The 22657-nt window shown below is 41.6% G+C and carries 19 protein-coding genes; all 19 read left to right on the top strand.

The window, feature by feature from the left end; translation table 11 throughout:
* The first annotated feature begins 316 nt into the window (after positions 1-316).
* The 19 genes from QMA13_RS00385 (at position 317) to QMA13_RS00475 (ending at position 22562) form a co-directional block, all read left to right on the top strand.
* On the top strand, positions 317-3655 hold the full coding sequence (locus QMA13_RS00385; protein ID WP_282938782.1) for an S-layer homology domain-containing protein: 3339 nt from the start codon (positions 317-319) through the stop codon (positions 3653-3655).
* A 98-nt stretch (positions 3656-3753) separates the two neighbouring features.
* Positions 3754-4353, top strand: coding sequence for a hypothetical protein (locus QMA13_RS00390; protein WP_282938783.1), 600 nt, complete (start codon positions 3754-3756; stop codon positions 4351-4353).
* Between the two features lie 88 nt (positions 4354-4441).
* Positions 4442-4708 (top strand): alpha/beta-type small acid-soluble spore protein, encoded by a 267-nt coding sequence (locus QMA13_RS00395; protein ID WP_282938784.1) that lies wholly within the window; start codon positions 4442-4444, stop codon positions 4706-4708.
* A gap of 200 nt (positions 4709-4908) precedes the next feature.
* Positions 4909-6114, top strand: a complete 1206-nt coding sequence (metK, locus tag QMA13_RS00400) for a methionine adenosyltransferase (RefSeq protein ID WP_282938785.1) — start codon at positions 4909-4911, stop codon at positions 6112-6114.
* A gap of 307 nt (positions 6115-6421) precedes the next feature.
* Positions 6422-9040 carry a stalk domain-containing protein gene (locus tag QMA13_RS00405; protein WP_282938786.1) on the top strand — a complete coding sequence of 873 codons (2619 nt, stop codon included), beginning with the start codon at positions 6422-6424 and terminating at the stop codon, positions 9038-9040.
* A 121-nt stretch (positions 9041-9161) separates the two neighbouring features.
* Positions 9162-10316, top strand: coding sequence for a sensor histidine kinase (locus QMA13_RS00410; protein WP_282938787.1), 1155 nt, complete (start codon positions 9162-9164; stop codon positions 10314-10316).
* Positions 10317-10319: 3 nt separating this feature from the next.
* Positions 10320-11045 carry a response regulator gene (locus QMA13_RS00415; RefSeq protein WP_282938788.1) on the top strand — a complete coding sequence of 242 codons (726 nt, stop codon included), beginning with the start codon at positions 10320-10322 and terminating at the stop codon, positions 11043-11045.
* A gap of 55 nt (positions 11046-11100) precedes the next feature.
* Positions 11101-11499, top strand: a complete 399-nt coding sequence (locus QMA13_RS00420) for a glycosyltransferase family 2 protein (protein ID WP_282938789.1) — start codon at positions 11101-11103, stop codon at positions 11497-11499.
* Between the two features lie 23 nt (positions 11500-11522).
* Positions 11523-14204 (top strand): helicase-related protein, encoded by a 2682-nt coding sequence (locus QMA13_RS00425; RefSeq protein ID WP_282938790.1) that lies wholly within the window; start codon positions 11523-11525, stop codon positions 14202-14204.
* A 129-nt stretch (positions 14205-14333) separates the two neighbouring features.
* The gene (locus QMA13_RS00430) at positions 14334-14759 is read left to right on the top strand and encodes a flagellar protein (protein WP_282938791.1); all 426 of its coding nucleotides are present in this window, start codon (positions 14334-14336) and stop codon (positions 14757-14759) included.
* A 104-nt stretch (positions 14760-14863) separates the two neighbouring features.
* Complete coding sequence (gene flgM, locus QMA13_RS00435) at positions 14864-15136, top strand: flagellar biosynthesis anti-sigma factor FlgM (RefSeq protein ID WP_282938792.1); 273 nt, start codon at positions 14864-14866, stop codon at positions 15134-15136.
* 30 nt (positions 15137-15166) lie between these two features.
* Positions 15167-15667, top strand: coding sequence for a flagellar protein FlgN (locus QMA13_RS00440; protein WP_282938793.1), 501 nt, complete (start codon positions 15167-15169; stop codon positions 15665-15667).
* Positions 15668-15698: 31 nt separating this feature from the next.
* Positions 15699-17276, top strand: a complete 1578-nt coding sequence (gene flgK, locus QMA13_RS00445) for a flagellar hook-associated protein FlgK (protein ID WP_282938794.1) — start codon at positions 15699-15701, stop codon at positions 17274-17276.
* Positions 17277-17299: 23 nt separating this feature from the next.
* Positions 17300-18196, top strand: coding sequence for a flagellar hook-associated protein FlgL (gene flgL / locus QMA13_RS00450; RefSeq protein ID WP_282938795.1), 897 nt, complete (start codon positions 17300-17302; stop codon positions 18194-18196).
* Positions 18197-18210: 14 nt separating this feature from the next.
* Positions 18211-18783, top strand: coding sequence for a DUF6470 family protein (locus tag QMA13_RS00455; protein WP_282938796.1), 573 nt, complete (start codon positions 18211-18213; stop codon positions 18781-18783).
* A 102-nt stretch (positions 18784-18885) separates the two neighbouring features.
* A complete protein-coding gene (gene fliW, locus QMA13_RS00460) occupies positions 18886-19317 on the top strand; it encodes a flagellar assembly protein FliW (RefSeq protein ID WP_282938797.1) in 432 nt (143 codons plus the stop codon).
* A gap of 30 nt (positions 19318-19347) precedes the next feature.
* A complete protein-coding gene (gene csrA, locus QMA13_RS00465) occupies positions 19348-19587 on the top strand; it encodes a carbon storage regulator CsrA (RefSeq protein ID WP_282938798.1) in 240 nt (79 codons plus the stop codon).
* A 204-nt stretch (positions 19588-19791) separates the two neighbouring features.
* The gene (locus QMA13_RS00470; RefSeq protein ID WP_282938799.1) at positions 19792-20562 is read left to right on the top strand and encodes a flagellin N-terminal helical domain-containing protein; all 771 of its coding nucleotides are present in this window, start codon (positions 19792-19794) and stop codon (positions 20560-20562) included.
* 131 nt (positions 20563-20693) lie between these two features.
* Entirely contained in the window at positions 20694-22562 is a 1869-nt protein-coding gene (locus QMA13_RS00475) for a glycosyltransferase (protein ID WP_282938800.1), read from the top strand.
* The last annotated feature ends 95 nt before the right edge of the window (positions 22563-22657 follow it).

Genomic DNA, 22657 nt, shown 5'->3' on the forward strand with positions numbered 1-22657 from the left:
AGACAAGCTCACAAGAATAGTTGAACAAAAAGTTTAAAAGAAAAACGAAAAAAGTTTTTCAGAGACCGCAACTTTTCATGCAACACTGCGTTTAATTCATTGAAACACAAATGAGTCACCTTGAAGAGACTGATTTTGTTGGGTTTTTTTCACAAAATAACCTCTTTACCTTACTAGTTTTGCAGTGTATAATGTATAAGGGTATGCGACTATCTAGTTTTTCAATGAGTATGGTTTACTAGTTTCTGCAATCTTATTCATTGCAGACCTTTATAATAATAATTCGCTCAACTCTAGGAAGGGGGTGAATCGGCTAATGAGGGAATCGAGCTCTAATTTATTTAAACAAAACTCTCAACAACCGAAAGATATTCGAGGAGGAGAAAAAAAGGTTATGAAAAAAAGTTTATCTACAATCCTGTCCCTTGCTATGGCATTTTCGATGTTTTCTTCCGTAGCATTCGGTGAAGAAGCTGGCAAGACTTCCGCTAACTTTAGCGATTTGAAAGATCTTGATGCAGCTACTAAAGCTAAGTTTGACGAAATGATTTCCGCAGGTATTTTCGACGGAGTTAAAGAAGATACTTTTGGCTTGAAAGACAAAATGAACCGCGCTCAATTTGCTAAAGTTGCGGCTTTGGTTTTCAAATTAAAAGTTGACACTTCCTTGAAAACTTCCAGCTTCACAGACGTTAAAGCTGATGATCCAGCTAACGGCTACGCTCTTCCGTACATCGAAGCAGTTAAAGCTGCTGGTATTACTGATGGCTATGCTCCAGGCGAATTCAACCCAGCTGGTGAAGTAACGAAAGAACAACTCGCTACTTTCTTGATCCGTGGTTTGGGTAAAGATTCCGAAGGTAAAGCAACTCCAGGAGTTAACGACAAAACTGTTACTGACTGGGCTAAAGGTTATGTTGCTCTAGCTCTACAATTGAAATTGTTGAGCAATGGCGCTGACGGTACTTTTGCTGGTACATCTGCAGCAACTCGCGATTTGTTGGTTCTTAGCTCCTACGAAGCTAAAAAACAATACAAATCACCTTTCAACGGTAAATACTCCATCGCTTCTTTCAAAGCAACTAACGCTAATGAGTTGACTCTTGAATTGAACGGTGCTTTGACTGACGAAGCTGCTAAAGCTTTGAAAATTGAAGTTAAGAAAGATGGCAACGTATTGTCCTCTGGATACACTACTAAGTGGAACGATGACAAAACTAAAGCTGTTCTGACTTTTGACACTAAATTCATCGAGAACAAATTCGATGTAACTATCAGTGGTGCATCCAATATCGATGACACTGCAAAAACAGCTTCCGTATCTACTACGAAAGAAAAAGTAACGAAAATCGACTTCTTGACTGCATCTGACACAATTCCTCTTGCAGTTGATAAAGACGGCAAATTGTTGCACAAAGTTCGTATCGACTTTAAAGCAACTAACCAATACGGTCAAAAAGCTTCCTTCAATGCAAGCCAATTTGACATCCGTGTAAGCGACGGTTCTTTCGCAACAATCGCAGGCGAGCAAGCTATTAACTTGTCTGAAGATGTTAAACAAGAAAGAAACGACAGAATCAACATTACTATCTTGCATGAAGACAGCCAAGTTAACGTTAGCAAAATCTTCACTGTTGGTGACAAAGCAATTGTTTCCAAAGTTGAAGTTGGCGACTTGTTGAACAGTGCTGGTAACAAAGTTGATGTTTTGGAAGCAAACACAACTGGATACATTGGCTTCAAAGCTTATGACCAATACGGTCTACGCGTAGAAGACAGAGATTTATTGAATGATGGTATTACTGTTAACCCAACTGATCGCGATCTTGAAGTTGGGGATGACGACAAAAACGCATTCGTTGATAATGTTATTGGTGACGATGCAGCTGATCTGAAAATTCGTTCCGTTAAGAATGAAGAGAAGAAAATTTCCGTTTCTATCTTTGCTCGCGGTGGACAATCGGTAGTTAAAGATATCACTATCAAAGCTTCCAAGGTTCCAGCAACTGTTGAATTCGGTTCTTACAACTACACATTGGCTGAGAACGACGTTATTACTAATGACGAAGCAGTAGATAGCAAATTCTACGTACCTTTGATTGTTAAAGATTCCAAAGGTGATCAATTGTCGGCACAAGAAATCGTTGATGCATTTAACGATGATAAAATCGACGTTCGCTCTTCCAGCGGTATTGATTTGGACAGAAACAACGAGATCGCTAAAACTGGTTCTCACAAAGGTCAAATTCAAATTAAAGGCGTAGGTAGAAAAGGTACTGCTCAATTGACAGTTACTTTGAAAGATATCCCTAACGTTAGAGCAACTACTAGTATCCAAGTTGGCGATGCTCGTGAAGCTCAAGAAATCAAATTCTCCACACAACCTAAGAAACAAATGGTTTCTGCTAGAGATGGCAAAACTGTTGTTGATAATGAATTGAAATTCAAAATCTACGACCAAAATGGTTCTGAGCTGAAATACAATAACAGCAGCGACTACAACTACTTTGTAAGACTTTCTTACACTTTGGATGGTTCTGTTGCTGGTTCTGACCAAACTTACCTTGCATCTAAACAAATGAATGCTGACAAAACTAGAACAGATATGTTCCCGTCTGCAGCTACAAAAACAGTATCTGCGAACGTATATTCTAAAGATTACAACTTGTACAGCAGCAATGATTTGAAAGGTCAAGAAGACTGGGCTAATTTCTTCGACAAATCTTTCAAAATCTACTCTAAAGCTGGCGCTCCTGCAGCTAACTACACAGTTAAAGCTGAACTGTTCAAGTATGACAAAAGGAAATCAATTGATACTGCAGTTTCTGTAGATAGCAAGAGCCAAAACGTAGAAGTTATCGATCCTACGAAAACTTCTAACAAATTGACTTATGAAGTTTACTTGGATAAAGGTGTTAACAACACAATTCTTGCTGGTGCTGACTACCTGAACCTTGACAAAACTATTTACGGAGCTAATGGTGCTGTTTCCCAAGCAACTTATATCAACAGCCAATACAACAAATTGGGTAAAGAAGTTAAAGTTAGAGCGAAAAACAGCAGCGGTGAAGAAGTTAAAGTTCCTAACTTAGTTACAAGCATTGGATCTACAAATAGATCCGTAGCTGATTTCGATCCAGCTAACCCTAAAATTGTATTCGGTTTGATTGCTGGTACTTCTTCGTTGAACGTAGTATACACTAACGCTAAAAACGAATCTGCACAAGCTACATTGAACCTGACTACTAAGAACGAATCTCCTTCAGTTGCTAGCATCTCCCTGAAGAAAACAGGTAAAGACATCAGCAGAGGTAGTCTTGTTGGTAAATACCTATGGGATGGAGCACTTGCTGAGAAAATCACTGTTAAAGATCAATACGGTGACGAGATCGTTTCCGAGAAAGCACCAGGATCCCTTGGTGAAGAACAAGGTACTACTGACCAATTCTTGGTTAAAGACGGCACAATTGGTAGAAACCACATTGACGTTCTCGGCATAAGCTTCTACGTTTCCGATATCGTTGGTACTGGTACTGTAACTATCGATAAAACAGGTAAAGTAACTGCAGTTGATGCAGGTGTTCAAGCCTTCACAATTAACGTTATGGCAACTAGCGGCGTAACTTCTTCCTTCGCTGTTACTGTTAACAACTAATACCAAGCTTTAAAAGAGAGGACCCTTCGGGGTCTTCTTTTTTTACCTCAACAAGCTATACTTACAATACATACCAAGCTAAATACAAGAGGTGAAGCATGTACAAGATACGTACCAAAATAGCGATCAGCACATTGCTGCTATGGGCAGCGACCATTGTAGGAGCTAATGCAGATGGCACTACTCCATCCGTTCAGCCAGGTTCAGTAGATGACCCTGTTATTACAAAAAGTTATTTTGAGCAAAATATTAAGCAAAAAGTGTCGGACGAGCTGACTAAGCAATCCATAACCGAAGAAAAGGTACGTCAAATCATTAGTGCAGAGTTAGGAAAAGGACAAACAGGTAGCGGAAATACAACTACCAATCCTACTCCAAATACTTCAGGCTCATCGGGAAATTCTGAGCTAAATGTACTTAAGTTAGAACAAGGCCAAATCTTATACGGTGGAGCAGGTTCAGAAATCATTGTTCGAACCGGCAAAACTTTAGCTGTAAGCGCGGACGACGGCATAGCCGATGTGACCACGGGTAAAGATATCGCAGCAGGAGCTTCAGTTGAGAATAACCATCTGCTGATTATTCCAAGAGAGGGCCGCGGCATCAAGCCAGATCCCAAGCAGAAGCAAGATATTTATGTTATGGTTCGCGGTGATTATAAGCTTACGAATGCTGATGGATCTAAGGTTACACCATAAATTTTACCCATAATGTAAACAGTTTATACGGTTGTGCCATTGGTGAGGTGACCATACTAGGTTTACATCACTTATGGAGGTGGCTTTAATGGCAAAAGCAAAGAAAGTCGTACCAGAAAGTAAACAAGCATTGGATGCACTGAAATATGAAATAGCAGCCGAACTGGGATTGCCTGTAGGAAAAGCGGTTGCTAATGCCAATGTGGAGTTTGCAACAGAGCTTGGGTCGATTCCTTTACAATCTATTAAGGAAGATTATTGGGGGCATATTGCATCTAGAGATGCAGGTGCTGTAGGTGGAGCCATTACAAGTCGATTGATACGAAAAGCGGAAGAAATGATGTTCAATTTATAGGTTAAATTCGCGATAAAACCTGGAGCATTTTCCATATGTTAATTTTGTAGGAACTCATGCAAATTTATTGACAGTACTCGACAAATCCAGTAACATAACTTAAAGAAGGTCATGTAATTAAAACCTTTTCCAATCGGAAAAGGTTGATTTTTTGTATGTATACTCTTTATGTAATAAATACTCTTTAGGAGGTCGATTCTATGTCCATTCCTCGCGGTCGTCGTTTATTTACATCCGAGTCCGTTACAGAAGGGCATCCGGATAAAATCTGTGATCAGATTTCCGATGCAGTTCTAGACGCATTTCTTAAAAACGATCCCAACGCTCGCGTTGCTTGCGAAGTTTCTGTTGCTACAGGCCTTGTGCTTGTTATCGGCGAAATCTCCAGCCAATCCGAATATGTCGATATTCAGTCGATTGCTCGTCAAACGATTGAAGGTATCGGTTATACACGTGCTAAATACGGTTTTGACTCCAAAACTTGCGCTGTTCTTGTTTCTTTGAACGAGCAGTCTCCTGATATTGCTCAAGGGGTAGACAAGGCCCTGGAGGCACGTGAAGGTCAAATGACAGATGAAGAAATCGAAGCTATTGGTGCTGGCGACCAAGGTATGATGTTTGGTTTTGCTGTTAATGAAACTCCTGAACTGATGCCGCTTCCTATCTCTATTTCTCACCAACTGTCCCGCAGACTGGCTGAAGTACGTAAAAACGGTACATTGGCTTACCTTCGTCCAGACGGTAAAACACAAGTTACTGTTGAGTATGATGGTGATACACCAGTACGCGTTGACACGATCGTTGTTTCTACACAGCACAGTGAAGACGTTACATTGGAGCAAATTCAAGCGGATATTAAGGAGCATGTTATTAAGCCTATCGTGCCTGAGAAATTCCTTGATGCTGACACCAAATATTTCATCAACCCAACCGGTCGTTTCGTAATCGGCGGACCACAAGGTGACGCTGGTTTGACTGGCCGTAAAATTATCGTTGATACTTACGGCGGTTACGCTCGTCATGGCGGCGGCGCATTCTCCGGTAAGGATCCGACAAAAGTTGACCGTTCTGGCGCTTATGCAGCTCGTTATGTAGCTAAGAACGTTGTTGCTGCAGGTCTTGCAGATAAATGTGAAGTTCAACTTGCTTATGCTATCGGTGTAGCACAACCTGTATCTATCTCTGTAGATACTTTCGGAACTGGTAAAGTGTCTGAAGAGAAATTGGTTGAAGTCATCCGTAATCATTTTGACCTGCGTCCTGCAGGCATCATTAAGCAATTGGATCTTCGTAGACCGATTTATAACCAAACGGCTGCTTATGGTCACTTTGGACGTACAGATGTAGATCTTCCTTGGGAACGTACGGATAAAGCAGAACTACTCAAACGCGACGCATTGGCGTAAGACGCAGCATATCTATTATTGTAGAACAAACGATACCAAAGCCTGGTTCCTTGTGGAGCCGGGCTTTTTTTGTTTTTCCTAATGGAGAATAAGCTATTGTCAAAGCATTTTGCTAGAGGAGTTTTTGAATTCAATTGAATCTAAAAATCAGGCTTTTTTGACCGTATTCATAGGATGTTCGATAAATGTTCAAATATGACGGATACTGTCCAAATTTATCTGTTTTTAAATCTAGCAAAACGTAACTTTTTCCATAGTAATAGAGTCTAAGTAAAGGAGAGTGGGAAATAGAAGGGAGAAAGTCTGCGTGAGTAAGCATAGTGCTTGGATTAAAGTGTCCTCTATCGTTTTATCAGCAATGATATGTTTATCGCCTCTTATGACGACTGCACAGGTATATGCGGCAACCGAACCTACGGTGACGATGGTCAGTCAAGAGATTTTAACTTCAGGTGCGGTTTTGAAAAAATATGTTTGGAAATCGGTTCGTAATAAAAAAGATATTACCGTTAATGGAAATGTCGTTGAGGTCGATTTGACCAATCCCAATGTGAAATTGGATGTTATGACAGGAACGAACAATCAGTTCACCAAGAAGCAAAGCGTGCTGGGTATGGCTACGGAAACGAAGGCTGTGGCAGGGGTAAATGGAGACTTTTACAACACTCAAGCAGAAGGCGTTCCTATGGGACCTGAAATTGCTAATGGACAATTGATGGCGACACCTCCTTATTTGCCTGGCTTTTATACGTTTGGTCTTACAAAGGATAATGTTCCTGTAGTGGACTTGTTTACGTTTCAGGGATCGGTAACAACTAAGGACGGGGCTAACTTCGTGCTTGGCGGTATAAACAAGACTTATTACTGGTTTGAACCGGGCGGTGAGCATAGCCATATAGATGCCATGTTCATGTATACGAATGCTTGGGGACAATCCGATCGTTCCAACGATGGTGTTACGGTTCCAACGGAAGTCTTGGTACAGAACGGAATTATTCAAAAGATTGCCGACAACACGATCATTGATATGATTGCTCCTAAAGACGGCTATATTCTTCGGGCATCAGGCAAGGCGGCTGATTTTGTTCGTGCTCATATGAAAGTTGGAGAGCCTCTTAAAGCCGACTATCAAATTCTTCCTCAAGACTCTAACAAAACGTACGATACGAAAAACTTCAAGATGATGATTGGCGGACACACAATTTTGGTCGACGAGGGTAAGCCTACGGAGTTTTCAAGAGAAGTAGACAGCTTATGCTGCACCCGTTCCAGAACGGCCATTGGATACTCGCAAGATCAGAAAACAGCTTATTTGGTTACAGCAGATTATAGTGGAGACAGCAAAGGCTTAAGTATGACCGAGCTTCAGCAGTTTATGATTAAAGTCGGGGTTTGGAAAGGGATGAACCTAGATGGTGGCGGATCAACACAAATGGTTGCCAGACCACTGGGAGAGAACAATCCGGTCTTAATTAATAAAACCGAAACAGGTATTCAGCGAAAAGTGGTTAACGGTGTGGGGGTTTACTCAATGGCACCTAAAGGGCAAGTAAAAGACCTAGTGATTCAGGCTCCGAATTTCTTGTTCCTGAATGAACAGGCAACTTTAAGCTTTAAAGGCTATGATGAATACTATAATCCAATTGCATCTGATAGTGTGCAAGCGACATGGTCATCGAGCAACAACGCAGGCACCTTCAAAGACAATGTGTTTACACCAACTCAATTAGGCACAGCCAAAGTAACGGCCTCATCCGGTACCGGAACTCAATCGGCGGAAATTCCTGTTATAGGCAGAGACCAGCTTGCCATGCTGAAAATTGACGCCAGCGATATTGCTTTATCTGAGGGAGGATCGTACAAACTTCCAGTTCTAGCAACGACTAAGGCTGGTAAAACAAGAGAAGTCCCTCCTGAATTGGTTCAATGGGAAGTTCTTGGGATGAAGGCGGAAGTGAAGAACGGAGTCCTGACAGTCAATAGCTTGACTGGTGCAACTCAGTTGCAGCTGATTGCCCGTTATGACGGTTATAGCACGATGCTGACTCTTCCTATTGGAAAAGATAACGTGTGGTATGATCTCGATAATAACGCGGTTATGACGAAATCTCGCCCGTTACCGCAAGAAGTTACTACTTCGGTCTACATTCGTGAAACAGAAACGAAAAATAAGTATCTGGAATTGAATTATGATTTTACAAAAGCTACAGGTAACAAATGGGCTTACGCAGATATGGATACAGGAATTCAAATTGATGGCCAACCGCAGTTCATTAAGATGAAAGTGAATGGCGACGAGAGTCTGAATTCCTTAAGAACGGAGATTAAGGATAACAGCGGGAAAAACTACTATATAGAGCTAGCCCAAAACATCAACTGGAAGGGCTGGAAGCAAGTATCGGCCGATTTGTCCGAATATGACATGAAATTCCCGATTACAGTAAAAAGCGTTTATGTTTACAATGACCAAGTAGGTCAGGACGAGCGTGCGGCCGTTGGCAAAATTGGCATTGACGACATTACTTTCACTTCTAAAGGCCAACTAGCAGCATTGCCGAACAATTCGATTAGCCTCACGGTTAATAAAACCGCTGTTTCCGTAAACGGTAAAGGGATGACACTGGAGCAAGCTCCTGTCATTGTAAGTGGAAATACGCTGCTTCCTATTCGTTTTGTAACGGATGCATTGGGTGGAACGGTTCGTTGGGATGATAAGGAACGTAAAGTAACCGTAATTCGCGGAGATAAAATGATCGATCTTTGGATCGATAACCCGGATTTGATTGTGAACGGCAAGCGTATTACTGCGGAAGTGGCGCCGAAAATAATGAAGGATGTTACTATGGTACCACTGCGCATTTTATCCGAAAATCTTGGCTGGAAAGTAACTTGGGACGCTAAAACCCAGCAGATCACTCTGCAATAATTAGTTCCCTGCTCCTCTTACAAACTTCAATAAATATGGTACTATAATGCTAGGAGCCTGTCCGACACTCGGGGTCGAACAGGCTTCTGTATATGGAATCGTTGGAGAAGGGGCCTTACGTATGCAAGTGGACGCTTTGGACCGCATTATTAAAAATGCAATTGACGTCATGGAGAGCAGCAAATATCAAATATTTGAAATTTGTGAAAATGTCCGGTCAGAGCGTAGTGCGTTAAACAACGAACTGCAGGAAGTAATGGACGAAACGAGAAAGACCATTGATATGGTCGATCATATTGAGTTGGAATATCGTAGGGCTCGTATTCGGCTGACGGAGGTTAGCCGTGATTTTAAACGCTTCAAGGAAGAAGATATTCGTACGGCCTACGAATTTGCGACGCAAATGCAGACCCAGCTCGCTATGTACAGGGAGAAGGAGCTTCACCTGAAGGCGAGAAGGGATGATCTTGCCAAACGAATAAAAAATGTCGATAAACAATTGGAGCGAGCAGAAGCTGTAGTCTCCCAGGTTAACGTAGTGCTTGAGTACCTGTCCGGTGACTTGAATCAAGTGACCCGGCTGTTAGAGTCGGCTAAAAACCGGCAGCTCCTTGGTTTGAAAATTATTTTGGCCCAAGAAGAAGAGCGCAAACGGATTGCCCGGGAAATACACGATGGCCTGGCTCAAACGATGGCAAATGTTGTGCTTCGAACCGAAATTGCCGAAAGAATGCTGACCAAGCAGGCTTATGCTTCGGTAAAAGAAGAGCTTATGGACTTGAAGGGTCAAGTCAGAGGAGGGATTGAAGAGGTTCGCAAAATCATTTTCAATCTTAGGCCAATGGCCTTAGACGACCTAGGGCTCATTCCTGCTTTGCGGAAATTTGTACAGGATTTTGAAGAAAAATCAAAGATTAACACGCAATTTGAATTTTCTGGTAAAGAAACGAGACTTCCCTCAGGTATGGAAGTTGCTATTTACCGTCTTGTACAGGAAGCATTCTCTAATGTGGTGAAGCATGCCCAAGCCTCTCATGTTGCACTCGAAGTGACTTACCGACAGCAGATGGTGAAAATTATGGTTTCGGACAACGGAGTCGGGTTTCATGTCGATAGTATCGATAAGAAAATCGAAAAGGGAAGTCATTACGGCATTATGGGGATGCGCGAGCGTGTAGAACTGCTGGAAGGCAGGATGGAGATTTTATCGACTAAAGGCGCGGGCACTAAAGTATCCATGTTGATACCCATCAAATTAGATTCGAAGGAGGACTAAATAATGGACATCACGGGAAATGCAAAACGCAACATTAAGCTGGTTTTGGCGGATGACCACCAATTATTTCGCGAAGGGGTCAAACGTATTATTAATATGGAAAATGACCTTGAGGTCGTTGGTGAGTGTGGAGACGGCATACAAGTAATTGAGTTGTGCAACACATTGACTCCAGACATTGTATTGATGGATATTAATATGCCTATCGAGAACGGTGTAGTGGCAACAGAGAAGCTTAAAGGGATTTTTCCAGATATTAAGGTCATTATTTTATCTATCCATGATGATGAGAGCTATGTATTTGAAACGCTTCGTAAGGGTGCGTCAGGTTATTTGCTGAAAGATATGGAGGCGGAGTCGTTAATTAATGCTATCCGTTCTGTTGTTGCAGGTCATGCCTACATCCATCCTAAGGTAACAGGAAAGCTGATCAATCAACTGCGCAGAATGACTTACTTGGATGAAGTAGGCGCGGCAGGGAACGGTACTATTGCTAAGGATGCGGGAGTTAAGTATGTACATACGGATAACAGCCCATTGACACGCCGTGAAGCTGAAGTACTTCGACTTATGGCAGAAGGCAAAAGTAATAAAACGATTGGCGAATTTTTGTATATAAGCGAGAAGACTGTAAAAAATCATGTGAGCAGCATTTTGCAGAAGATGGAAGTAGATGATCGGACTCAAGCCGTCATTATTTCCATTAAAAACGGCTGGGTCACGCTGTAAACAGGAACCAACCAACTCATTGCGGCATATACTGGTCTTAAGGGAGGGAGCCGCGATGATGTTAGGTTTACTGTGGATCTTTGGCAGCTATGCTGCAAGTATTGTCTTGTTGCATTGGTGTTATCGACGGCACCGGGACACGGGTCGGAATGTGACGCATTTTTTGCTCATTACACATAATAATCAAAATCAGGTCGAGTGGTATGTTCGTTCGCTGCTTTTTTTCTCGCGGTTCAAAGGTAGAGAAGTACACTTGACTATAGCCGATGAAGGCTCGACGGATGAAACGTTGGCTATTGCCGAACAATTCCGTAAGGAACATAATCTGGAGATCCTTGCTTTTGAAGGACTGGAGTCATGGGACGAATGGATCCGTCGACATGAAGATAAGCAGGTTATTGTTGTTCGGCTAGCTAACCAAGATGGTTTAGTAACCGCTTACAAAATGATGTGAGGATGAATTGATGTAGGTGAGAGATGAAAGCAGTACTATATGCAGTCATTAGCAATCAAGGCACTGTATGGCATGTGTCATTAGATATGCGTGTCGACTTGGAGTTCTGGTTCGGCCAGTATGCGGATTCGATAAGAATTCGTATACTGGAGCCGGCCATTTCGTTTGGACAAGCTGTTGTTCTTAGAGACAGGCTGAATGTGGAAAAGAGGCCTTCAAGCAAACCAGACATGTCTCAAGTGTGGAGAAGAAAAATCTCGGAGCAGGCTGCTATTCTTGGCATATCGGAATTATCGGCGGCAGAATCAACAGAGTGGGCTTTAATGGATTGTGGCATAGAGCAGTGGTATGCATATCAGCAGGTGCCTGGTGGTGCTGTAAAGATTCAAGCTGAGGAACTTAGTCGGTTTATAGAACGTATGCAGGGACGCGGCTTGTTATGGGATGAAGTGAAACAGCTGTTGGAGCATTATGGTTTTGACGAGGCTTCCTCAGAACCGTTGGCTTATGTCCAAGCCGGATATTTGTACGGCTACTTGCTGTTGGATCAAGGCATTAAGATGCAGAAGGGACACAGCTGGCTCCGTTCCAAGGAAAACTATCAGTGTCACCGCTGTGGTGGCGGGGAACAGCATATGATCGTTACAGATTGTATGTTTTGCGGACAAAAGTGCCCTTATTGCGAACAATGTCTAACGATGGGGAGATCCCGGTTCTGCTCGGTTACCGTCCGATCGGCTCTATCTGCTGCATTAAATGCTTCGGAGAGACAAGCACTGACGCTTGATGAAGAGGGTGGTGCATTAGAAAAGTATCTCACACCTTGGGGTTTAAGTGAGATTCAAGCGGAAGCATCGGGACAAGCATTGCGTTTCTTGAAAGGAAATGAATTGAAATTATTGAACAAATCACCTATCTCTTCTGCCAAATTTCTCATATGGGCTGTGACTGGAGCGGGTAAGACGGAAATGATTTTTCCTATGATCCAATACACCGTATCAAGAGGCGGACGCGTAGTAGTAGCGACCCCCAGAAGGGATGTCGTGCTGGAGTTGAAGCCCCGGCTTGAAAAAGCGTTCGCCCCAACACCAGTAGTAACTTTATACGGGGGAAGCGAGCAGCGATGGGACGTTGCACCAATCACGATTGCTACAACCCACCAGCTGCTGCGTTTCGAACGCGCATTCGATCTGGTTATCATAGATGAGTTGGACGCTTTCCCTTATCATAATAACCCTATGCTGCAGTATGCAGCAGATAAAGTATGCAAGATAGACGGCGCAACGATCCTATTGTCTGCTACACCTCCAGCACAACTGCAGAAGGCTGCGGCAAGGCGTCAACTACCTCATGTAAAAGTTACAGCCCGCTATCATCGCCATCCGCTCCCTGTACCAACACTTATTGCTATGCCGGCGCTGCGTCAGCAAATTCAAAAATCGGCAATCTCCTCCAAAATCACGCAGAAAATTACGACATCTATAGAAAGAGGAGCACAGCTCTTCGTGTTTGTGCCTAAGATTTACATGGTTGAGCCGCTAACGGAGCTGCTTAACCAAACGTTTCCGGAGGTGGTTACCCAAGGGACGTCTTCCAAGGATGAGCATCGTGCGCAAAAAGTGATGGATTTCCGTACCAAGCAAACTCGGATTCTCGTAACAACGACGATTCTTGAACGTGGCGTAACGATTCCGAAATCTGATGTGCTGATTCTGGATGCGGACGAGCCTATTTTCGACTCGGCTGCTTTGGTCCAAATGGCAGGGAGAGCAGGACGATCGGCGGATGACCCTGCAGGAAACGTTTATTTTGCCGCTAAGGAGAAAACCCGTGCACAAGTGGAGGCCATTCGTCAAATTAAAAGCATGAATACGATGGCAAGAAAAAAGGATATCTGCGCGATAAAGGGGCGATTGCAAGTGAACGCGAATAAAGGGTCTGTGAGGCGGATAGGCCAGTGGTTGACACATCTGCTGGAAACAACAGAAGGACTGCTCTCACCACAGACGCTGGCTTGCACCGCCTGTGGTAATAAGTACAGTAATCAGAAAGAGCTCTCTTTATGTGACGCATGCTGGGCAGCAATTCCCTGGATCTTACAGGTGCAATGCAGTTGCTGCGGACGTCCGGAAAGCTGTACGGATTGCCAACGTCGACATGAGCCGTATTTTATTCGAAACCGAAGCGCGGTTAGTTACAGCCCTCTTATGAAAGAATGGCTCGCTGTTTATAAGTATCGAGGGCATGAGAAGCTTAGGGAGCTCCTAGGCACCATGCTGCTGCATGCCTACCATTTGCATTGCAGAAGTGAAGGGGAAGAGGTTGTCTCTGGTTTGGAGCTCATCACCTATGTTCCTGTAAGCCATGAGAGGCAGTTGGAGAGAGGCTTTAATCAGGCCCAGCAGCTGGCTAATGAGTTAGGGAAAAGAGTGGGAATCCCAGTCGTTCCAATTCTAGAAAGAGTTCGGCATACCGACAAGCAAAGCTTTAAAACGCGGGGAGATCGACTGGGGGATTTGCAGGGGGTTTTTGCACTGCTGCCTGCGGCAAGAGAAGCAATGCAGGAACTGGTAGCTCAGTCCAACATTAAGTTGTACATGGTAGATGATGTGTACACGACGGGAAGTACGCTTAATGAATGTGCTAGAACAATTCACGCTGAACTGAAAGGCGTCGAAATATACGGGCTAAGTTGGGCAAGATGACATATCATGTCGGAATTTGATAAAATTCAGTATACAACTTCGCACTACTTGAGATACACTAGGACTAAATTATACTCAGAAAAATCGAACTAACTTGCCAACTTGTCTAACTATGGGGGGAGCTCAGGAATGAGTCTGAATGTCGATAACTGTGAGCGTTGCGGAAAAATATACGTTAAAAATAACTATGGCCTGTGCGGTCAATGTCTTAAAGATATGGATCTACAGTACGAAAAATGCTTGAAATATTTGCGTGAGCAGCGTTCTTGTTCTATTCATGAATTAAGTGAGGCAACCGAAGTTTCGGTGAAGCAGATTACAAAGTTTATTCGTGAAGGGCGTATATCCATCAAGAACAATCCTAATATGTCTTATCACTGCGAGGTCTGCAGTACCCCAATTCGCGAACATACGATTTGTGAATCGTGCAGACAACGTTTGGCAAAGGATGCGAGCCATATGCATGAGGACGAGCAACGGAAGCAAGCCTTGTTGGACCAGTCTAAGCGTATGTCGTTTAATATTAAGGACCGTTTGAAAGACCGGCATAGCTAACGATATTCTCAATTTAATATAAACTTTCTTCCTAACTCCACCGATAAAAGTAATAACGCTTATTCGGTGGGGTTATTTTAATGAATAAAAAGAGGTGATGAGTTATGAAAATAAATGGTACAAATCGGGTCGGAGCAGTCAATCAATATATGAAATCCCAGGAGGCGTATGCAGCCTCAGAGAAAGCCAAGACCAGTAAAAAGAAAGACAAAGTAGAAATTTCCAGCGAGGCGAAGGAACTATTGGAGACGCAGAATCCGGCCGCAGCCGAGAAAGCTAGAGAGAAAGTCGAAGCTTTGAAATCATCGGTAGCTGCAGGCACATACAAAGTGGATGCCAGAACGTTGGCAGAAAAGCTTTTTCCTTTTATTAAATGATAATTATTCTGAATACACGGGTGGATGAGCATGGCATTTGAAGCTTTGATACAGATCATGACGGCGCTGAACGACGTACACGAAAACTTACTTGAGCTGGCAGAACGGAAGAAGCAGGTGCTCATCCAGAACGATGTGGAGCAGTTAATGCAGATCGTTTCTAAGGAAAATAAGCTTGTGAAACAGATTGGTGAATTGGATCAGCAGCGGGTGGAAGCCATCGGGCAATTCATGATCGAGAAGGGTTATAAGCCCAATCCTAAGGTAACGGTAAGTGATTTGACGAAGATTATTTTTAATGTGGAAGATAAGAAAGCGCTTCTTGGAGTGCAAAAGCATTTATTGGGCAGTATTCATAGGCTTAAGGAAATGAATCAGTTGAATCAGCAATTGATTATGCAGTCATTGGCTTTCCTTGAATATTCTCTCGATCTAATTGCTGGTCCTCCAGAGGACGAATACACCTACAAGAACCCACAGCTGAATTCCTATGGCGCAAAGAGAGCTGGCATATTCGATTCGAAAGCATAGTCATACAAGCGGTATGGAGGGATAAGAAAAGATGCGATCTACTTTTGGTGGTATTGAGATATCTAAACGAGCTTTATTTACGCAACAGGCGGCTCTTTCTACAACGGGACATAATATTGCTAATGCAAATACGGCTGGATATTCTCGTCAGGTCGTTAATATGGTAGCAGCTAAGCCGATCGAGGCTCCTGGACTAATGAGGAGTAATGTGCCTGGACAAATGGGACAAGGCGTTGAATTTGATTCCGTCACAAGAATACGCGAGAAATTTCTAGATGATCAATTTCACAATGAAAATAAAAGTCTGGGCAGTTGGACTGTACAGCAGGATACACTTGAGAAATTAGAAGCTATTATTAATGAACCTTCCGATTCGGGTTTACGGTCCGTCGTGGATAAATTTTGGGCTTCATGGTCTGATTTGAGTAAAGACCCGGAAAATATAACAGGTAGAAAAATTGTCCGGGAAAATGCGATGGCTATGGTTGACTCTCTAAATTTGACAAGCAGACAGTTGTCGGATTTAAATAACGATTTAACTGAAAATATTTCCGTTAAAGTAACCCAAATTAATTCTATTCTCTCAACGGTTTCAGATTTAAATACAGAGATCAAGAGAATCGAGGGCATGGGCGATAGTGCCAATGATCTTAGAGATCAGCGAGATTTGTTGGTAGATGATCTGTCCAAGATCGTTAATATCAAAGTTACGGAAACAGATACAGGTTACAATGTAACTATGGGGAACACAGTTTTAGTAGATGGAAACACCCCAAATCCTACATCAGTAGCAGAAATAACGATTGCAGCTACATCAGGTAATTTAAATAGCGGAGAAGTGTATGGGATGATTCAATCCAGAGACCGCTATGTTGCAGATTATCAAAAGCAGCTGGATACAATGGCTAGTACGATAGCAAATGGAAAAATTTCTGTACCTATCCCCAAGGGGTCAGTTCTTCCCGAGGGAACTATCCTAAACGATATTGTTTATACAGGTTCGGTAGAGAATCGGACTCTCAAGGATGATCTTACTGTTACGGTCAACGGGCTAAACGGTCTTCATAAGCTGGGTTATCTTAATGATGATCCGACCAAAAAAGTAGGCGATTTTTTCACCTCCAAAGATAACGGAGCCATCACGGCATCCAATATTCAGCTTAATCCAACTATTGCGGCAGATCCGAGTAATATCGCCACATCCATGAGAACCGTTTTGAACACTAAGACCAATAAAGAAGAAGTCATAACGGGTAACAATACATTGGCTGTATTAGTTTCCCAACTTAAAGATACGAAGTTTGATTTTAGTTCAACAGGCTCCGCGGGGTCTGTTCTACAGTCAGGTACCATCAATGACTTTCTAAGAGCGACAGTGGGACAGTTAGGGGTACAGACAACTGAGGCCAAAAGACAGGTCGATAACTCCAAATCTATTGTTGATCAGGTAGATGAGCGCAGACAGTCTGTCAGCGGTGTTTCTCTTGATGAAGAAATGGCCAACATGATCAAGTTTCAGCACGCTTATAATGCAGCCGCTAGGTCAATGACAACCTTTGATGAAATGTTGGATAAAGTTATCAATGGTATGGGTGTAGTAGGAAGATAGTAGTCAAATGAGGAGGGGTTATCATGGCGCTTAGAGTTACCCAAAGCATGATGAGTATGCAGCTTATAAGAAATTTAAATACCAATACTATGCGTATGGATAGTATGCAAGAGCAAATGTCAACAGGCCACAGAATTAATAGACCTTCAGACGATCCTGTGGGCATTACTTATTCCTTACGGTATCGCAGTGAGCTGGATGCGAATGATCAATATATCAAAAATGTGGATACATCAAATTCATGGCTTGATTTTAACGATACGATGCTAGATCAGGTGGATCAAATATTTCTAAGAGCTACGGACTTGGCAACTCAAGGGGCTAATGGAACCAATTCACAAGCAGCTTTGAACAGTATCAAAAGCGAAGTGGATGAATTATACAAACAATTAGTCACCATAGGAAACAGTAAGTTGAATGGCAAGTTTGTTTTTAACGGCCAAACCACAGACCGAGCGCCGTATACAGAGAAAGATGCGGAAAAAGAATTAACCGATCCTTATCAGGTTGCGTTTGAGGTCGGAGCGGGTATTAAGTTACCGGTTAATCTTACGGGGAATGATTTTTTTGGATCTCCAACTGACCCTGACAATGCTTTCCTAATTTTGAAACAATTGAGCCTAGATCTGGGACAAGGTAATACTACCGGTGTGTCATCCGCGCTCGATAAAATAAGCACAAGAATGAACAGTATTGTCTCGACTCGCTCTGAGATAGGCGCCAGAGTTAATCGGCTGGAGCTTGTTGAAAACCGTTTAAAGGACATTGGCCTTAATATTGAAGGGCTTCAGTCCAAAGTCGAAGATGCTGACTACAGCAAACTCATGGTAGATTCTAAGGTAAACGAAAATATTTACCAGGCCTCATTGTCTGTAGGCGCAAAAATAATTTCCCCAACTTTAGTTGACTTCTTACGCTAAAAGGAGGTAATGGTTTGATTCCATTCCCCCAGATCGACATACGCCAGCAATTTGGTAGAATTGGTATCGATGCGGATTTAGGACATTATGAAATTCATCAGTCTAAGGCAACTTTAGACATACAAACTACTCCATCCCAATACGAGGTTAGTTCACCTCTAGGCGAGCTCTATGTTGATCAAGACAGGGCATGGAGTGCTTTAAACGGGGGTAAACTATCTGAATTTTCCAACCGGATATATTCACAGATGGACGGTATCCTATTGCAGGCGATAGCTAAGATCGTGCAGGATGGAAACCGCATGGCTGCACTTAACGTTCCTGGTAATCCATTAGCTGATATTGCTTTTGAGAAGGCCTTCCAACCCCAGCCTTCTATTGAGTATATGGGGGAAGCTTCCTATGATAATGTAGATATAGAATACATACCTCATAAACCGGAAATTCAATTTATAGAAGGAAAGTTGAATATTCAGAGTCAAGTGAATAAGCCGGACATCAATTATGTGCGAGGAAAGTTGAATATTTATATGGATCAGTATCCCAAATTGGATATCACACCACCAGTTATTGATACGAAACTTTAAAAATTGCTAACTATGGATTGTTATAATCTATAGTTTTTGTTTTTTTATAAGAACAATGATAATTTATAAAAGATAAGGCCAAAATGGAAAGGAATGTTCCTAATGATACTTGACTCTTCAAGGCTCGGCAAAATTACTATTGATGAAAAGGAAATCATTCAGTTTCCGACAGGAATCCCGGGATTCGAGGAATTGAAAAAGTATGTGATCATTAATCCTGACACCGATTTACCTTTGTTCTACTTACAATCTGTAGAAAATCCAGAGCTTTCCTTTATTGTTATAGACCCATTCATATTTGAACCAAGCTATGAGTTCGTTTTACCGGATTTGGCAAGAGAAGAGCTAAAGGCATACATTGAACAGGACATTGTGGTATGGAGTATCGTTTCGGTTCGGGATGACTTCCAAAATGCAACTCATAACTTGTTGGCCCCATTGGTTATAAATATGAAAGAACGGTTGGGGAAACAAGTTATTCTACAAAATACTTCTTACAAAACCAGACATAGGTTATTTGTTACTAATGGATAAGGAAGACAATGAATAGAGAGGTGAATATCTATGCTGGTTTTATCGAGAAAAAAAGGCGAATCGTTAATGATAGGTGATCAAATAGAGATCATAGTTCTGGCTGCCGAAGGCGATACGATTAAATTAGGAATCAAGGCGCCTAGAAATATCGAGGTTTTGCGGAAAGAAGTATATGAATTAATACAGCAATCGAATGCAGAAGCTTCTAAAAATGAGATCAATATAGCTAAATTAAGTGATATGATTAAAAAACGGGGTAATCGGGAGTAAATCAGATGTAATACTGAGTAAATTGGTTCTTAATAACGATTTTTGTCTATTTAATGTCCAAAATGGACATTTTAAGGTCTACAATCGAGCGAAGAATTCAACGATATATATATCAAGCGGTTCATTAGGATCGGCCGAGCTAAGAACCGCACAAAATTTCAACCTGCAAGGAAGCAGGTTCTCACTTCAAGGAGGAAGAAAACAATGATTATCAATCACAATATGAACGCATTGAACACTCATCGTCAAATGGGTCTTAACAACGTAAATGCCGGCAAAAACATGGAAAAATTGTCTTCAGGTCTTCGCATTAACCGTGCAGCAGACGATGCAGCTGGTTTGTCCATCTCCGAAAAAATGCGCGGTCAAATCCGTTCCATGGAGCAATCTCAACGTAATGCTCAAGACGGTATCTCATTGGTTCAAACAGCTGAAGGCGCTTTGACTGAAGTTAGTGATATGCTCGTTCGTATGAAAGAGTTGCACACTCAAAGAGCAAACGGTACATATAACTCAACTGATCAAGCTAACATTGATGAAGAATTGACAGCTTTGACATCTGAAATTGCAAATATCGGTAAGAACACGAAATTTAATGATATTGCATTGCTGGATGGTCAATTGGACATCAAAATTCAAATCAATCATACATCTACCGACACAACAGATATCAAAATGGGTACAGATATTTCAGCAATTGCACCAGCTGACTTGGATGCAACTACAAGTTCTATCGATGATGTAGCTAAAGTACGCGCTCAACTGGGTGCTCTTCAAAACCGTTTGGAGCATACTTCCAACAACTTGGGTACTACAACTGAGAACCTGACTGCAGCTGAATCCCGTATCCGTGATACCGATATGGCTAAAGAAATGGTGAATTTGACGAAGAACAACATTCTTCTTCAAGCTTCCCAAGCTATGCTTGCTCAAGCAAATCAACAACCACAAGGCGTATTGTCCTTGCTTCGTTAATCTTAAGCTACTTAAAGACTTCAGAACTCGTTCTGAAGTCTTTTTTTCTAGGTTAGGACAGGAAAAAAGTAGTTCCAATTTGCTATAGTTAAGAGGGAATAAGGATGAAAAGGCATACGATTTCATTGTGCATGATAGTGAAGAATGAAGAAAAATATTTGGAAAAATGCCTCAACAGTGTTAAAGGTGTGATTGACGAATTAATTATAGTGGATACGGGGTCAACAGATAGAACACTCGAAATTGCTATTCATTACAAGGCGAAGATTTTCAATTTCGAGTGGACTCACGATTTTGCGGCAGCACGAAACTACTCAATCCAACAAGCCTCTTGTGATTATATCTTGCAACTAGATGCAGATGAATACTTTGATGAAAATATTGATTTGCAAAAGGACCTAAAGGATGAAAATGACTATTATAGTATGAGGATTAAAAATTATAACTCGGATGGCGGAGCCCACTATCATGAGGCTATTCGTTTGTTTAAACGAAATAGAGGACTTTATTATGAAGGTAAATTGCATGAGCACTTAAACATTCTTAATAACAGTGGGCTAATAGGGGGAAAGACTAAGTCCTATATTAATCACACAGGGTATTTGAAAGACATAGTTCAAGAAAAAGGGAAACTTGAGCGGAATCTACTTATCATGGAAGAGGAGCTTAAGGACAACCCGTCTCCATACAATTTATACAATATGGGGAAAGTCTTTATGACTCAGAATCAGTATGAAAAGGCATTGGATTATTTTAAGAAATCTTACGAAAAAGCTGACAATATGTCATATGTGTATCAGTTATTTCTATATATGTTGTCATGTTATCGAAACCTTAGTCGATTCGAAGAAGGAATATCACTTGCAAATATCCTTATAAGGAGGCAACCACGGTACATTGATTTCTACTATGAGCAAGGAAGGCTTTTTGAGCAGGCTGGTTATATCCAAGATGCTGAGGCTTTGTATAAGAAGTGCATAAGTGGGGATGAATGGCCCGAGAGAACTGCTAAAGAAGGCGTGAGTGGATATTTATCTTATTATCGATTGGCTTGTTTATACGGTAAACAAGGTAAGATCGGAGAGGCGTTCGACTATGCCTTTTTATCATTAACTAATAATAGAACCTATTTACCCGCTCTTAGGTTATATTTTAAATTAATGCTAAAAGCAAATATAAATAATGAAGAAGTGGCCTCACATTTGAATCAACTATATGCAGGAAACGGAAAAGAAGATATTAAAGGTCTGCTCATGGCAATTTATGAAGTGCGTCACCCTTTAATGGCCTTATATTTTAAGGAAGGGGGACATACAGAACTAGATAGGGATATAAGAGCTACTGTACAGATGTATAACAAAGACTATGAAGCATCACTTAGAAACTGGCTAGAACTTCCCCAAATAAAATCAGACAATACAATTGATGTCTTAACTCTTTCTTTAATCCTTAAAGACACTCAATTATTAGATAAATGCAGGGGTACATATAACGTGAACCACAAGGACCTACAACTCCTTGTAAACATTGTACAACGGATACCCGCTATAGAATCATTGGAAAGCTGTTGGCTAGAAACTGTTTTATTACAAATTTCGGAGCAGTTGTTTATCCTAAATGAATTTGAAACATTCGAATTCGTATCGTCATATATATTGAAATGTTCACTAACGGCTAAGCTTGAGTTAGCAAGATTGCTGTTAGAGTACGGATTTATTGATACGGCTGCTGAATTGATGCTCGATAAGTATAAAGAGGATCCGGAAAACCCTGAACTGAACCATTTGTTGGGGAGTATTTACATGAATGTAAGTAATTATGATGAGGCCGTTCATTATTTGCAGCAGCTAGTAAAATCTAGAGATGATTATTCCGCTTTTGAGTCTCTCTATCGATGTTATTTGGGCCTAAATGATGTAAGTAATGCCAAACGAATTGCATTGGAAATGAAAAAGAAATTTCCATTATCCCCAACGGTACTAGCGTTCCAAACTTTTTAATAAGTCAGTTATAATTGTCAATTTGCCTCTAATGTAAATGAAACAACCGACCGATATATTAATTAAAACTATGTGATTTCGGAGGTGTTCTTTTT

Source organism: Paenibacillus sp. RC67, from assembly GCF_030020805.1.
In the GTDB taxonomy this organism is placed as follows: domain Bacteria; phylum Bacillota; class Bacilli; order Paenibacillales; family NBRC-103111; genus Paenibacillus_S.

What these genes read in the sequence shown, in the direction of transcription:
- QMA13_RS00395 (WP_282938784.1), top strand. Translation starts at nt 4,442, where the DNA reads ATGGCAAAAGCAAAGAAAGTCGTACCAGAAAGTAAACAAGCATTGGAT.
- QMA13_RS00385 (WP_282938782.1), top strand. Translation starts at nt 317, where the DNA reads ATGAGGGAATCGAGCTCTAATTTATTTAAACAAAACTCTCAACAACCG.
- QMA13_RS00415 (WP_282938788.1), top strand. Translation starts at nt 10,320, where the DNA reads ATGGACATCACGGGAAATGCAAAACGCAACATTAAGCTGGTTTTGGCG.
- QMA13_RS00470 (WP_282938799.1), top strand. Translation starts at nt 19,792, where the DNA reads ATGATTATCAATCACAATATGAACGCATTGAACACTCATCGTCAAATG.
- csrA (WP_282938798.1), top strand. Translation starts at nt 19,348, where the DNA reads ATGCTGGTTTTATCGAGAAAAAAAGGCGAATCGTTAATGATAGGTGAT.
- QMA13_RS00440 (WP_282938793.1), top strand. Translation starts at nt 15,167, where the DNA reads ATGGCATTTGAAGCTTTGATACAGATCATGACGGCGCTGAACGACGTA.
- metK (WP_282938785.1), top strand. Translation starts at nt 4,909, where the DNA reads ATGTCCATTCCTCGCGGTCGTCGTTTATTTACATCCGAGTCCGTTACA.
- QMA13_RS00430 (WP_282938791.1), top strand. Translation starts at nt 14,334, where the DNA reads ATGAGTCTGAATGTCGATAACTGTGAGCGTTGCGGAAAAATATACGTT.
- fliW (WP_282938797.1), top strand. Translation starts at nt 18,886, where the DNA reads ATGATACTTGACTCTTCAAGGCTCGGCAAAATTACTATTGATGAAAAG.
- flgM (WP_282938792.1), top strand. Translation starts at nt 14,864, where the DNA reads ATGAAAATAAATGGTACAAATCGGGTCGGAGCAGTCAATCAATATATG.
- flgL (WP_282938795.1), top strand. Translation starts at nt 17,300, where the DNA reads ATGGCGCTTAGAGTTACCCAAAGCATGATGAGTATGCAGCTTATAAGA.
- QMA13_RS00420 (WP_282938789.1), top strand. Translation starts at nt 11,101, where the DNA reads ATGATGTTAGGTTTACTGTGGATCTTTGGCAGCTATGCTGCAAGTATT.
- QMA13_RS00425 (WP_282938790.1), top strand. Translation starts at nt 11,523, where the DNA reads ATGAAAGCAGTACTATATGCAGTCATTAGCAATCAAGGCACTGTATGG.
- flgK (WP_282938794.1), top strand. Translation starts at nt 15,699, where the DNA reads ATGCGATCTACTTTTGGTGGTATTGAGATATCTAAACGAGCTTTATTT.
- QMA13_RS00410 (WP_282938787.1), top strand. Translation starts at nt 9,162, where the DNA reads ATGCAAGTGGACGCTTTGGACCGCATTATTAAAAATGCAATTGACGTC.
- QMA13_RS00475 (WP_282938800.1), top strand. Translation starts at nt 20,694, where the DNA reads ATGATAGTGAAGAATGAAGAAAAATATTTGGAAAAATGCCTCAACAGT.
- QMA13_RS00390 (WP_282938783.1), top strand. Translation starts at nt 3,754, where the DNA reads ATGTACAAGATACGTACCAAAATAGCGATCAGCACATTGCTGCTATGG.